Here is a 13,204-nt window from a genome sequence, read left to right as displayed (position 1 = left end):
ATCATGAAAGACACGGAGATTGGTAGTTTATCAAGTCGGTTAGAAGTTAATATTACTAATTTGTACCAATTGATGGGTAAAAGCTCTGATGTAGTGATAAAAGAGTTGCAGATAGAAGAAAATACTCATATTTCTTTGATTTACATAGATGGTCTTGTGGATACTCAGGTGCTGCATAATTCAATTTTGTATTCTTTGCAGGAACATATTCCTTATGAACAGCTGGGGAAAATTGAGCCTGAGCAGAAGATTGAGATCATTAAGAAACAGATATTAATAGCCGGTGATCTAACCGTCATCGTTGATTACAACCAATTTGTACACGAATTGTTGTCCGGTAATGTAATGCTGCTGCTTGATGGGACATCCACCGCTCTCCGGATTGGCTTACCTGGCTGGGAAGATCGCAATGTAGGAGAGCCTAGTTCCCAATCGGTTGTTCGAGGTCCAATGGAAGGATTCACTGAGAATCTGCGGACAAATACGGCACTGGTTAGGCGAAAAATCAAAGATAGCCATTTATGGCTGGAAACCGTTCAGATCGGAAGGGTGACTCAAACCAGCGTATCCATTATGTATCTAAGCAACATCGCGAATAAGGAGTTGGTACAAGAAGTAAAACGCCGTCTGAATAGAATTGATACGGACAGTATTCTTGAGAGTGGATATATTGAAGAGTTTATTCAAGAGACGGCAGTTACACCTTTTCCTACCGTATACAACAGTGATCGTCCGGATACGATTGCAGCGGGTATTTTGGAAGGAAAAGTGGCTATTCTTGTCGATGGAACTCCTTTTGTTCTGTTAGTGCCCACCTTTTTTGTGGCATTTTTCCAGTCTGCTGAGGATTATTACCAAAGGGCTGATATTGGAACATTGCTAAGATTAGTTCGTTTTATTTCATTTTTTATTACTTTGCTTGCACCTTCAATGTATGTTGCGATTACTACTTATCATCAGGAGATGATACCGACCAACCTTGTAATTAGTTTAGCCGCCCAACGGGAGAGTGTTCCTTTTCCTGCTTTTGTCGAGGCACTGATCATGGAAATGACTTATGAGATTTTGCGGGAGGCCGGGGTGCGGATACCCAAAAATATCGGACAGGCGATATCCATTGTCGGAACGTTGGTGATTGGGCAAGCTGCGGTTGCAGCGGGTTTTATTTCATCTGCAATGGTCATTATAGTATCGCTTACAGCCATTTCCAGTTTTGTTATTCCGGAGTCAGGAATGTCCATAGCTGCGCGGATGATCCGTTTTTTACTTATAGCTTTGGCCGGTTTTATCGGCTTATATGGAATTCTATTCGGTATTTTTATCATCGTACTGCATTTGTCGAGTTTACGTTCTTTCGGAATGCCTTATATGAGTCCACTCGGACCTTATAATTCAAAAGATTTAAAAGACTCTATTTTTCGCTTTCCGTGGCCTTTTTTAAAGACAAGACCTGCTGAGAATAAGACGCAGAACCTGTTTCGTCAAAGCACATCCAGTGATGAGGAATCAATAAAATGAATAAGAAAATAGTTAAAGGCGTTCTCCGGTTGATGTTAGCTCTCCAATTTACGGTGTTGCTAAGTGGCTGTTGGGAAAGAAAGGAGCTGAATGAGGTAGCTTTTGTCCTGGGGATAGGGATTGACAAGGCTGAAACTGGCTATACAGTTTCGATGCAGGTCGTTATTCCATCTGCGATTTCCTCGCAAGCGAGTGGAGGAGGGGGAGGCAATGGTGTCCCGGTGGTTGTTTATAAATTTACAGTACCTACGTTTTATGATGCACAGCGTAAGTTGAATCTGGATAGTTCTAGGACGAGTTATCTCGGTCATATCCGGGTGTTGGTTATTGGGGAGGAACTTGCCCGCTCTGGAGTTGGCGAGATATTGGATGTATTTAAAAGAAGTCGGGAACCCCGTATGGATTTCTACGTTATGGTTGCCAGAGATACAACCGCCAGCGATGTCTTGAATGTCCTTACACCTATGGATAAATTACCAGCGAACAAATTATTTAGTTCCCTAGATAATTCTTATAAAAATTCAGCAAAAACAGTCGCTGTCACGCTGGATGATTTCATTGAAAATTTATTGTCGCAAGGTGATAATCCTGTATTGACCGGAGTGGAAGTTATGGGAGATCCCAAAGAGGGGGAAGATAAAAGCAATGTAGAGCGAACTATGCCTAAGGCGAGATTGGAATACCATACTGTAGCTGTGTTCAAAAAAGACAAACTGATCGGTTGGCTAAACGAGAGAGAAACGATTGGTTACAATTATATCAACGATAAGGTAACCTCACATTCTGGTTCGATAGCAGGGGAAGACGGAAAGCCCATTGTTATCGAAGCGCTCCAGGCTTCAACCAAACGCAAAGTGAAAATTATTGATGGAGAGCCGCATATTTACCTTAGTGTTAAGACGCTTTGTAATATTGAAGAAGTGCAAAGTGCAGAGAATTTGGAATCGGAAAGCACTATCAAACGTTTGGAAAAGGAAACAGAGAAACGGATTATTGAGCGAATGCAAAACACTGTAGAGCAAGTAAATAATCGCTTCAATGTTGATATTATGGGATTTGGACAATCGATTTACCATGCCAATCCTAAAGCTTGGGCAAAGCTGCAGCAAAAAAAGGGCGACGATTACCTTAAATCATTGCCCATCCATTACAGTGCCTCAGTAGTTATTAACCGCGTAGGTCTAACAGATAATTCTTTTCTTGAGAAAATCAAGGAGTGAGTCAAATGGTGTTATTGTTTTTTTTGGTGCTTGCTGTAGGTTGTATGGCACTTGATTTGCCTAAATTAATGCAAAAGCGCCGAGTGCGTGATCTTAGCGTATATTTTGTATTTTGGATATTGGGTCTTGGCGCGACCGTATGTGCGTTGTTAAAATTGAACATCCCGAGTCCTCTGTTTCTGATTATTCTTATCTATAAGCCAATAAATAATTTATTTGGAGTATGGTTTCATTAACAACGACGGATTTACAAATTATCAAACCCCTTAGAATAAGCATCGGATAAAGCTTCTGGTTTATCTGATGAAATTCTAAGGGGTGTATTTTTTATGACGATCAAAACCAAATTCTCATTTGTTGTAAAAGCAGATTAAAATATTGATTGCTATATACAATTAAATACAATAAAGTTGTCATATAGAGGATAATTTTGTCGATTTTTCTGCAAAAATGTTCCAATCCATATTGCATCAGGCGATATTAGGGTCTATGAGGTTCGAATCCTCCTCCTGAAAAAGACATAAGAAAGTGGTGCGCATATGAGTAGCAACAGATTTGAGAACAAAGTAGTTATTATTACAGGTGCAGGTACTGGAATCGGAAAAGCTACAGCCTTAAGAGTAGCAAGAGAGGGCGGTACTGTAGTAGTTGCCAATCGATCAGATGCCGGCGCTAACACAGTTGAGGAAATCAAGGCTCTAGGTGGGGAAGCGATGTTTGTTCGGTCAGATGTTTCTCTCGAAGCAGACTGCAAAAATATCGTAGATCAAACATTAGCAGCTTATGGGAAAATTGATTGCCTATATAATAACTCAGCAATTACAGGAGACAATACGGATGTTATAGACTATGATCCGTTGTTGTTTCAAAAAGTGATTCAGACAAATCTCACTAGCCAATTCTACATGTTGCATTATACATTACCTCATATGAAATCTGGAGCTTCCGTTCTAAACTGCTCCTCTTTGCATGGTGTTTTTATCGGGATGGCCAATGATGCAGCTTATTCAGCAAGTAAACATGCTATTGTGGGGATGACTAAATCGGTTGCCAAAGAAGTGGGTCACCGTAACATTAGAGTAAATGCCCTTTGCCCAGGACCTATCCCTACACCAACCATGAACAGATATGAAAAGCTGTTGTCTGATGATGTAGAGATGCTTCAATCTCTTATCGCTTCTGGAACGGCTCTGGGTAGATACGGTACGCCTGAGGAAGTAGCTGCGTTTGCATGCTTCCTACTAAGTGATGAGGCTTCGTTTATTACAGGTACAGCACATGTGATTGACGGGGGCTATTCCGCAACAAAGTAATCACGGATTGATTTACTTATATAACAGCTAAAATATAGTATTTGAGGCTTTGCGGCGTATTCTGATTCCAAAAACCTGAAGGATGACTGGATTGGAATCGGAAGTCGCACGCAGAGCTTTTTTTAGTTGTCTAAAAAACAGATTCTTCGTATGTTGGCAAATTGAATGGTTGCAAGAGAGACAGTAGATACACAAAAATGAATGAATTAAGGAAAATATGACCATGAATATGTTGGAATTTGTAGAAATTTGTATTTTAATATAAATAAAAAAAGAAATTTGTCGATAATAATATAGGTAATATGTATTAGTTAATATTCTAGAAAGGGTGTTGTTATAAAAACGATACAGGAAGTAGATGTCGTCGCCCTGAAAAAGCATGGGGCGGGTATTTTTTGTCTGTGAAGTTACATACATTTCATCTCTATTAGTAAAAAATAACTTTAAAACTTGGAGGAAAAATAATTATGTCATACACAATTAAGTACAACCAAAATGAGAACCATATCGATGTAATATCTATTGATTTTTCAGCTGAAGATGTTCCAGGATACCTGAAAGATTTTGAAAATATCATGAAGCTTGTTAAACCTAAATTTACAGGAACAACTGATGTAACTGATTCTAAAAGTGTACTTTCTCCTGAGGTTGCAGCTATGCTAGCCCCTACAGGTGCGATGGCGAGTGAAGCTGGTCAAGCAGGATGGGCTTATGTAACTAAAAATCCAATTTGGAAGATGCAATTGAAACGTATTTTTGGTAGAGATTTTGCAGATGCTTACGATACCTACGAAGAAGCTAGAACATACCTGAAAAGTTTGCAATAATCTAATTATGAAAGTTAGCAAAAAGTGCGGAGAATTTTCTCCGCACTTTTTGCTTTATCTATATTTAAAATTGAAAATCTTCATCCTTCAGCGGCTCCACGTTAAGCGCCCGGACGTATCCGTTACCTTTTTTCGAGAAGAAGTCATGCTGCTTGGTGTGGGTACTGATGCCATTCTGAACAATCGGGTTGATCTCTTCCTCGTCGAATAGCGGATCCTGCCCCAGATTCATCATGGCTTTGTTAGCATTGTATCTAAGGAAGGTCTTGACCTCGTCCACCAGTCCGATGGGAGCGTAGATCTGCTCGGTATAACGTTCTTCATTCTCATGGAGCAGTCTAAGGAGGTTTACCAGCTTCTGGTGTAGCTCACGCTGCTCGTCATCTGGTAGCCCGTCAAAGATCTCCTGCGCCAGCACACCGACATATACTCCATGGATGCTCTCATCCCGCAGAATAAGGTCGATGATCTCACCGCTGCAGGTCATTTTGCCTTGGCCAGCTAGATAAAGCGGGTAGAAGAAGCCACTGTAGAACAAGTAGCTTTCGAGCAGCACTGAGGCTGCCATGGCAAGGTACAGGTCTTTGGGTGACTCTATTTTTTTGTAATATTGTGATATGGTCTCCGCCTTGAACTGCAGGTAAGGGTTCTCTTCTACCCAGCGGAACACACTGTCAATCTCCTCCGTGGAGGACAAAGTGGTGAAAATACTGCTGTACGATTTGGCGTGAATCTGTTCCATCATACCCATAAAGCCAAGCACAGCCTTGCGCTGAAGGCCTTCGACATGCTCCATAATCTGCGGCATACCTACTCCGCCTTGAATCGTATCCAGCAGCGTCAGGCCACCGAGCACTTTCATATAGGAGTCTTTTTCTTGCTCACTGAGCGTGAGCCAGGACATTTTATCATCGGATAATGGAATTTCATCGTCCGTCCAGAATTGCATAATGTTCTGATTCCAGAACATCAATGAGAAATCGTCGTCGGGACGGTTCCAGTTCACGGCTTGGATAGCGGTCATAATATTGCAATCTCCTTTTCTGCGGCTATAGCCTTCCAGTTAGATCGAGCAGGTGAGGCATTCCTCGACGGACAGTTTTTTGGTCCGGGTGTAATACAGCGACTTCAGGCCTTTATGCGCCGCATACAGATAGGAGCGGGCCAGTTCTCTGGTTGAGACATCACTGTTCACATGCAGTACGGTCGAGATGCCCTGGTCGATATGGGGCTGAATTTCCGCGATCAGATCGATCACCTTGAATTGGTCCATTTGGTAAGCCGATTTATAGAAAAATACATTATCCGGCCGCAGATACGGCATCGGATAGTAAGTCGTTGAATTGGCATAAGTCCGGGTCTCAATTTGCTCTACAATAGGCATAACGCTTGAAGTAGCATTTTGAATATAGGAAATGCTGGCTGTTGGCGCAATTGCCAAACGGTAAGCATGGTACAGACCATTTGCTTTTACTGCATCCCGCAGTTGTTCCCACTCCGCAGGGGACGGGATGAAAATATCTCCGAACAGCTCTTGTACTCTTGGCGTTACAGGGCGGTAATCCGTAGTCAGGTAACGCTCGAAATAAGCTCCTGTAGCATAATCAGAAGCCTCAAACCCATGGAAAGATCGGCCGGTTGCAGCAGCGATCTCCATGCTTTTCTCCAGTGAATGGTAGTTCATGGTCATGAAGAAGGTCCGGGCAAAATCGCGAGCTTGTTCGCTTTCATAAGCGATCTTATTCTTGGCCAAATAGCCGTGCAGATTCATGACGCCAAGACCGACCGAGTGCATCTCTTTGTTAGCTTTGGCTACGCCTGGGGCATTGGAAATGCTGGTCATATCGCTGACTGCAGTCAGGGCGATCATGCCTTCATGTACCGATTCACGGATTTTGCCATGCTCCATCACGTTGACAATGTTCAAGGAAGCCAGATTGCAGCTTACATCACGGCGGATGGTATTCTCCTGTCCGTAGTCAGCAATTTCTGAGGTCTCCTGCAACTGGAAGATTTCCGTGCAGAGGTTGGACATTTTAATCTGTCCGACATTTTTCAGGGCATGGGCCTCATTGGCATTGCTCTTGTTCATAATATATGGATAGCCAGATTCCAGCTGGATCATGGCGATTTTGGTCAGCATATCCCGTGCACTCATGGCCTTTTTCTTTTTGACACGTGGATCAGCTAGCAGCTTATCGTACATATCATCCAAATCCATGTCATCAAGATGCGTGCCGTAGGCCTTGTACACACTGTAAGGGGCAAATACATGGAGCGGTTCATTCTCCTTCGCCAGCTTATAGAAGCGATTCGGAATGATCAGACCAATGGACAGGGTTTTAAGTCTTGTTTTTTCGTCGGCGTTGATCTTCTTACTGTCGAGAAATTCAAGAACATCCCATCCAAAAATGTTATAGTAGGCGGCTCCAGAGCCTTTACGTTGACCCATCTGGTCCGCATAGGAGAAGCCGTCTTCCATCAGCTTGAGCACAGGTATAATGCCCTTGGCCGCATCTTCGACCCCTTTGATTGTCTCCCCGCGGGAGCGAAGCTTGGACAGATTGACGGCTACGCCACCGCCGATCTTCGACAGCTGCATGCAGGTATTGAGCACATAGTTGATCGAATTAAGCGAATCGTCCATTTCGATAAGGAAGCAAGAGACAAGCTCACCGCGACGGCTTTTGCCGGCATTTAAGAAGGTTGGGGTCGCAGGTTGTAGGCGCTGCTCCATCATCGAACGGGCAAGCGTGCCGGCAGTATCGGAGTTGCCGCGTCCTAGGTGAAGGGCAACTGCCGCCACACGGTCCGGATAATGCTCCAGATATTGCTTACGGTCATTGGTTTTTACAGCGTAATCTGTGTAGAACTTCGAAGCTGCCATATAAGATGGAAAACTGAAGTTGTAAGCATGGGTAATTTGGTAAACTTCCTCAATTTCAGCCACGCTGTACTGCTCGTAAAAATTTTCGTAGAAATCCTGTTCAATCATATAATCAACCTTGGCTTTTGTATTCGCAAAAACCAAGCTTCGCCGTTCTACATCCCGCATAAATTCGGCTACTGCCTCAAGGTCTTTATCTAATTGAAAGAAACCACTTTCGTCTCTCTTCATCAACATGTTGTTTAGTTCAATATGCCGCAACCCGGCTCACCTCCTGTTTAATTCGTTCTACATCGCCAAATGTGCCTGATAGCTCAAATTTACCGATAACGGGTACGTCGTACCGATCTGCTATCAAGTCTGCGCTATGCGCGAACAGCTCGCCCCAGTTTTTGTTGCCGCTGGCGGCGATGCCTTTCAAATTGGAATAATTGTTCTTCAAGAAAGTAGACACCTTCTCTGGAATCTGTCCAAAGCCGGTGGTGTATGTAATAAGCACATAGGGCTCGTCAATGGTCATATGCTCTTCAATCTGCACAGCTGGCAGCTTAAGCTTACCAATGAAGCGTTTGACGTTTCCCGTTTTCGAATCATATGCGACTAGCATGGAGTCTCTCCCCCTGTATATATTGAAACTACTATAAAGATTGAATAGATAAGCTATAAATACTGGAAAATCATATGCATACTATATTTAGTGTGCGTTGTTTATTTTAATCACTATATGTTGAAAAGTCAACATGAAAAGTGCTTCCTAACTAGTTGGAAACTGGTCTAGTAAACGCTCTACTAAAGTGTTGATATCCCGAAAATACGCAGGTTATTGCAGTTTGCTGAGGCAGCTGTACTGTTTTTCGTGCTGAATCTTGCTGCATCTTTTTTATCATGACAAACTAGCGTTGCCCTGTTGAGCAGAACTGGGAGCAGATGGATGAGATCATTAATGAAGCTAAAGCGGAGAGACTAACAATGGGGTTGTACAATTTCCCCCGTACATGCACTTCTAGGCATCTACCCACATACAATAAGATGACCATGAACCCGTAAGGCTAACAGATCGGTTTCATTGTACAAGTGCGGGAGGTGTCGCCAAGTTGCCTGGATTCTTAAGTACGATCGCGTTGCTAATCAAAGAACTGACGTTGCTGGTATCCTACGTAAGGAACAACGCATTTCCACAGCCGCTCTCGGAGCAGGAGGAAAGCAAATACTTAGGCATGATGGCTGAAGGGGATGCTAAAGCCCGAAATTTGCTTATTGAGCACAATTTAAGACTTGTCGCCCATATAGTAAAAAAATTCGACAACACCGGAGAAGACATGGAGGATTTAATCTCCATCGGCACAATCGGCTTGATTAAAGCTATCGAGAGCTACCGTCCGAACAAAGGGACAAAGCTGGCCACTTTTGCTGCCCGTTGTATTGAAAACGAAATCCTGATGCACCTTAGATCTTTAAAGAAAACACGGAAAGACGTGTCCCTGCACGATCCGATTGGGACAGACAAGGAAGGTAATGAAATTACACTTATCGATATCCTCGGCTCTGAGGCTGATGATGTCATTAAAGAAGTAGATCTTAAGATTGAGAAGAGCAAGATTTATCGTAACCTTGATATTCTGGATGACCGGGAAAAAGAAGTCGTAGTGGGCCGCTTTGGATTAGACACGGGTGGAGAAGAGAGGACGCAGAGGGAGATTGCGAAGGAGCTTGGAATCTCGCGGAGTTATGTGTCGAGAATAGAAAAAAGGGCGCTGATGAAGCTTTATCATGAGTTTTATAAGGCGAAGCGGTAATTTTAAGTTATTTAGCTTTGTTGAAGTATACGTAGATTTGTTCGCCTCCTTGGAAGAGTAAGGAGGTTTTTTTATTTTGTTGTTCAAGATTTCGATAATCAGCCGAACCTTTCACAGGCATTCTTCCTTTTCCGGAGTTATTCTAAACGGGAAGGATGATTATGGAATGGTTGAGATCTATTCTGCTGGTCGTCTCTTTAAGCACGTCTAACCTTGCCATAAGTTTAGTGGATGTAGATTTCACCAAAATTAGGGACATTATTGATCAATCAGTTCTGAATTCGGGAGATTTAGTGTTGCTTGTTGATCAAATAATCTTCTAGTCTATGCAACATCAGCCGATATGACACACAACAACATCATATGAATTTTGCGTACTAAACAACGGATTTAATATGATGCTGGACCGAATAGAAAAGTTGAGAATATTTACAATCCGCGTCGGAAGGGCAGCGGATCCAAATGGAGACTGCGATTAGCAGAGGAGAAATTGCATTTGTTTCATTTATTGGTGATAGAAAAACCGTCCTAGTTCCATCTTAGGACGGTTTTTTTGTTTCTAATCCATTATTTCGTCTGATGCTGCTTGCGATATTCAGCGGGAGTTAAACCGGTCGTCTTCTTGAATATTTTTCCAAAGTGGCTTATGTTAAGATAACCGCATTTTTCGGATATTTCCGTTGTTTTCTCGTTTGTGAGAGAAAGAAGCTCTTTGGAATATCCGATACGTAGATCCGTGATATACTCCCAGAAGGTTAAATTAAAGTGCGACTTAAATAAGGTGCAGAAATAGTATTTATTGAGATTTAGGTGATCGGATATCTTTTGCAGACTGATATCCTTCGTAAATTCCTTTTTGCAGTATTCCACTGCTCTTGTCATAAGTTCGGAATGATAATCTTCTTTTTCATTCGATGAAAGATCGTGGTCTGGGAGAGTGATGACTGAACTCGTATAGGACTCGATAAGGTTTTTATCGGCTTCCACATAAGCAAACGATATTTGTTCAAGCGTGAAGTTCATTCTGCAACTACCGGTTAGAATTGTAACTTCCGTATATTTGGACAATGTCTCAAGACAAACCTGTAAGATCGGAATATCGTCCAATTTAGGTGTATGTAGGACAACCAATTCGTTTTCATTTTGAAAAAAACTCACGACGCGGCAACCATGTTTCGCAAATAGGCTGTTGATCTCTTCGGACATGCTGATCTTAACGATTTCTTCGAGAATCTCTTTATTTTCGGAGGTGCGATTGAATCGGAAAATCGTTAGAACATATTGGTTCCAGTCGCCGCCCGATAAATTTATTAACAGGTTGAGATCGCCTTGCTTGAGCTTGCCTACAAGCAACTTCCTAATCATATTCTCTTCTACGAAAGGAATGATCTTAGAAATGTCTTGTTTATGTGCGAGTTCCGTTTCGATCTCATTGCATACGCGACTTACTTCCTGAATGAGCTCGTTTTGCATGAAAGGTTTGACCATGTATCCGAAAGCGCCAAGAGAAATAGCTCTCCTCGCGTATTCGAAATCGTCATAAGCGCTAATTAAGATGACTTTGACGGACAAGCCTGCCTCGCGTATCCTCTCCATTAATTGCAGTCCATCCATATGGGGCATGCGAATATCGCTAATGATGAAATCCGGCGTTCTCCTCAGAATAGAATCCCAGGCTTTATCACCGTTCGTAACTTCTCCAATAATATCGATCGATGGAAAGTGAACTTGAAGAATTTGACGAATGGCTTGGGTAGTTAGCGGTTCATCATCAATTAGTAGTACCGTCGTCATGTTGATCGCCTCTTTCCGTATAATGCTGGGGTATCGTCAGAACGATGATTGTCCCCTCATGTTGTATGCTATCGATCTCCAGAGTTGCGCTTGGGCCGAATTTGAGCTCTAAACGATCTGCTACACTGAATAATCCGATTCTTCCTGTACGCAAATTCTTATTGGATAATTGGGATCGTAAATCAAGAAGCCGTTCAGGCGTCATTCCAATTCCATTGTCGGATATTTTAATTCTCACTTCTTCGGATTGTTTGGTAATACGAATACTGATTAACCAATCTCCATCGATTCCTTCGACCCCGTGATAAATTGCGTTCTCAATAAGAGGTTGAAGCGTGAATTTATTGATGGAATAGTAGAGGACGTCATCGTCGGCATGAAATTCGAAGCGGATTTTGCCATCGTATCGAATATTTTGGATGTTAAGATAGTTTTCTACGGAACGAACCTCGGATTGAATGGGTACCATATCATTCTGACGATATAGCGAATAATGCAACATGTCCCGCAAGGCGTACGTGACTTTTTCTATGTCCGCATTACGACCTAGAATAGAGAGAGATGAAATGGATTGCAACGTATTGTAAAGAAAATGCGGATCCATTTTGGACTGGAGTGCATCATATTCGGCTTCTTTTTGGAGTAGCTGGCGTTTCACGGATTCCTCGATCAGTTCATTGATTTTATCCAACATATCGTTGATTCCGCGATTTAGCACCGAGAATTCTTCGTATTTCGTTTTCCTTTCCAGACGGAGATTAAGGTTACCTTTGCCGACGTTCTTGATGAATTTCACAAGAACCAATATCGGCTTATTCGTTCGAATCGTCATTGCCGATGCGAATAAAATCGTGAGCGTAGCCATTATGGCAAGTAGAGTAAGCGTTGTATTACGGATAAGCTTTAAATTTTGGTCGAGTTGCGCGAAGGAGAGCATGCTAACGGTCTTCCAACCGGTTACATCTGAGGTGGAATAGGAAATCAAACTCTTGCCGCCTCCGATGTTCTCCGTCCAGTAACCGGAGGAATGCTCGAATAGTTTCTCCATGGAAGAGCTCGATAAGGTAAGAGACGGATCGGTCTGATAGATAAATTGTTGCTGGTCATCGACGATAATAGATTCAATGCCTGTTTGGGTTTGAATTTGGTCATAGATGCGTTTGAGCTTGCTAATGTTGTAATCGAATATGGCGACCCCATATAACGTAGAGTTCGAAGGGTCGTAAGCATCCTTAATATTGGCGGCTATCGTAATAACGTTACCATCGGTTTTATTGTAACTGCTTTCATAATAATCGGGCTTATGGGAGCCATAAAAGCGGGTTTGCAACGCATACTGAGTATTCTTGAAATCAGCCCATACCTTGTTAAGAAAAGGAGAATCGTATCCAATCAGCGCTTTGTTATTAATAAAGGAAATCTTATAGTCGTTATTATAAATAAAGTATCCGCGAATATCGCTCTTCTCGGCAAATATGTTGTATAGGAGCTCAGTTATTCTTACCCGGATTTGATCGTGCTCTATGGCATAACTGTTTTTAGATATGGAATCTTGCAGATTAGAGATTAAATCCTTATCGACGGAAAGGAAATGCAAGGAGTCTTTGATTTCGCTTAAATAGAGATCTAGACTTTGATTCGTCTGCGCCGTTACGGAGGTGACGTGTTTAATCATGTCATTTTCAGTGAATCTCGAGAAGATTTGATAACTGATAACGCCTAAGCTGATTAGGGATAGTCCAATTACGAGAGAGAGAGAGAGAATGATCCTGGCATTAATCGATTTCATTATTTTCAATAGAATCTCTCCTTGTAGTTCTAAATATAACGTCTTGAATAATAGCTGACA

The 13,204-nt window shown here is 42.2% G+C and carries 12 protein-coding genes; 7 read left to right on the top strand and 5 right to left on the bottom strand.

Features of this window, described 5'->3' with window-relative positions:
- Nucleotides 1-3: 3 nt before the first annotated feature.
- The 5 genes from UQ64_RS21145 to UQ64_RS21125 all read left to right on the top strand — a co-directional run bounded on the left by UQ64_RS21145 (nt 4) and on the right by UQ64_RS21125 (nt 4,878).
- Nucleotides 4-1,518: a spore germination protein gene (locus UQ64_RS21145; protein WP_060625440.1), complete on the top strand. Its 1,515-nt coding sequence runs from the start codon at nt 4-6 to the stop codon at nt 1,516-1,518.
- Entirely contained in the window at nt 1,515-2,738 is a 1,224-nt protein-coding gene (locus UQ64_RS21140) for a Ger(x)C family spore germination protein (protein WP_060625439.1), read from the top strand. Before UQ64_RS21145 ends, UQ64_RS21140 begins: the two co-directional genes overlap by 4 nt.
- 5 nt (nt 2,739-2,743) lie before the next feature.
- Nucleotides 2,744-2,974: a hypothetical protein gene (locus tag UQ64_RS21135; protein ID WP_060625438.1), complete on the top strand. Its 231-nt coding sequence runs from the start codon at nt 2,744-2,746 to the stop codon at nt 2,972-2,974.
- Nucleotides 2,975-3,277: 303 nt separating this feature from the next.
- The gene (locus UQ64_RS21130) at nt 3,278-4,051 is read left to right on the top strand and encodes an SDR family NAD(P)-dependent oxidoreductase (protein WP_060625437.1); all 774 of its coding nucleotides are present in this window, start codon (nt 3,278-3,280) and stop codon (nt 4,049-4,051) included.
- Nucleotides 4,052-4,518: 467 nt separating this feature from the next.
- A complete protein-coding gene (locus tag UQ64_RS21125) occupies nt 4,519-4,878 on the top strand; it encodes a hypothetical protein (protein WP_060625436.1) in 360 nt (119 codons plus the stop codon).
- A gap of 64 nt (nt 4,879-4,942) precedes the next feature.
- Here UQ64_RS21125 and nrdF read toward each other — a convergent pair whose 3' ends face one another.
- The 3 genes from nrdF to nrdI are packed head-to-tail and all read right to left on the bottom strand — an operon-like array spanning nt 4,943 to nt 8,372.
- Complete coding sequence (nrdF, locus tag UQ64_RS21120) at nt 4,943-5,902, bottom strand: class 1b ribonucleoside-diphosphate reductase subunit beta (protein WP_060625435.1); 960 nt, start codon at nt 5,900-5,902, stop codon at nt 4,943-4,945.
- Between the two features lie 39 nt (nt 5,903-5,941).
- Complete coding sequence (gene nrdE / locus UQ64_RS21115; RefSeq protein ID WP_060625434.1) at nt 5,942-8,026, bottom strand: class 1b ribonucleoside-diphosphate reductase subunit alpha; 2,085 nt, start codon at nt 8,024-8,026, stop codon at nt 5,942-5,944.
- On the bottom strand, nt 8,013-8,372 hold the full coding sequence (gene nrdI / locus UQ64_RS21110; RefSeq protein WP_060625433.1) for a class Ib ribonucleoside-diphosphate reductase assembly flavoprotein NrdI: 360 nt from the start codon (nt 8,370-8,372) through the stop codon (nt 8,013-8,015). The genes nrdE and nrdI overlap by 14 nt, the downstream gene beginning before the upstream one ends.
- Nucleotides 8,373-8,859: 487 nt before the next feature.
- Here nrdI and sigK point away from each other — a divergent pair, with 487 nt between their 5' ends.
- Together sigK and UQ64_RS31025 are read left to right on the top strand one after the other, a co-directional pair.
- Nucleotides 8,860-9,561, top strand: coding sequence for an RNA polymerase sporulation sigma factor SigK (gene sigK, locus UQ64_RS21105; RefSeq protein ID WP_042125228.1), 702 nt, complete (start codon nt 8,860-8,862; stop codon nt 9,559-9,561).
- Between the two features lie 161 nt (nt 9,562-9,722).
- Nucleotides 9,723-9,884 carry a hypothetical protein gene (locus UQ64_RS31025; protein ID WP_156417632.1) on the top strand — a complete coding sequence of 54 codons (162 nt, stop codon included), beginning with the start codon at nt 9,723-9,725 and terminating at the stop codon, nt 9,882-9,884.
- Nucleotides 9,885-10,128: 244 nt separating this feature from the next.
- On the opposite strand, the gene UQ64_RS21100 is transcribed toward UQ64_RS31025, so the two are convergent.
- Together UQ64_RS21100 and UQ64_RS21095 are read right to left on the bottom strand one after the other, a co-directional pair.
- Nucleotides 10,129-11,355: a response regulator transcription factor gene (locus UQ64_RS21100; protein ID WP_060625432.1), complete on the bottom strand. Its 1,227-nt coding sequence runs from the start codon at nt 11,353-11,355 to the stop codon at nt 10,129-10,131.
- Nucleotides 11,333-13,144 (bottom strand): sensor histidine kinase, encoded by a 1,812-nt coding sequence (locus UQ64_RS21095; RefSeq protein WP_245238168.1) that lies wholly within the window; start codon nt 13,142-13,144, stop codon nt 11,333-11,335. The genes UQ64_RS21100 and UQ64_RS21095 overlap by 23 nt, the downstream gene beginning before the upstream one ends.
- Nucleotides 13,145-13,204: the final 60 nt, after the last annotated feature.

It is taken from the genome of Paenibacillus etheri (genome assembly GCF_001012825.1).
Taxonomy (GTDB): domain Bacteria; phylum Bacillota; class Bacilli; order Paenibacillales; family Paenibacillaceae; genus Paenibacillus_AQ; species Paenibacillus_AQ etheri.
The sequence above is the reverse complement of the archived record's forward strand: the minus strand, read 5'-3'. Positions and strand labels throughout refer to the sequence as shown.

Coding starts and splice junctions, on each gene's coding strand:
- UQ64_RS21130 (WP_060625437.1), top strand. CDS start 3,278: ATGAGTAGCAACAGATTTGAGAACAAAGTAGTTATTATTACAGGTGCA.
- nrdI (WP_060625433.1), bottom strand. CDS start 8,372: ATGCTAGTCGCATATGATTCGAAAACGGGAAACGTCAAACGCTTCATT.
- UQ64_RS21095 (WP_245238168.1), bottom strand. CDS start 13,144: ATGAAATCGATTAATGCCAGGATCATTCTCTCTCTCTCTCTCGTAATT.
- UQ64_RS21100 (WP_060625432.1), bottom strand. CDS start 11,355: ATGACGACGGTACTACTAATTGATGATGAACCGCTAACTACCCAAGCC.
- nrdF (WP_060625435.1), bottom strand. CDS start 5,902: ATGACCGCTATCCAAGCCGTGAACTGGAACCGTCCCGACGACGATTTC.
- UQ64_RS31025 (WP_156417632.1), top strand. CDS start 9,723: ATGGAATGGTTGAGATCTATTCTGCTGGTCGTCTCTTTAAGCACGTCT.
- UQ64_RS21140 (WP_060625439.1), top strand. CDS start 1,515: ATGAATAAGAAAATAGTTAAAGGCGTTCTCCGGTTGATGTTAGCTCTC.
- UQ64_RS21145 (WP_060625440.1), top strand. CDS start 4: ATGAAAGACACGGAGATTGGTAGTTTATCAAGTCGGTTAGAAGTTAAT.
- UQ64_RS21135 (WP_060625438.1), top strand. CDS start 2,744: ATGGTGTTATTGTTTTTTTTGGTGCTTGCTGTAGGTTGTATGGCACTT.
- UQ64_RS21125 (WP_060625436.1), top strand. CDS start 4,519: ATGTCATACACAATTAAGTACAACCAAAATGAGAACCATATCGATGTA.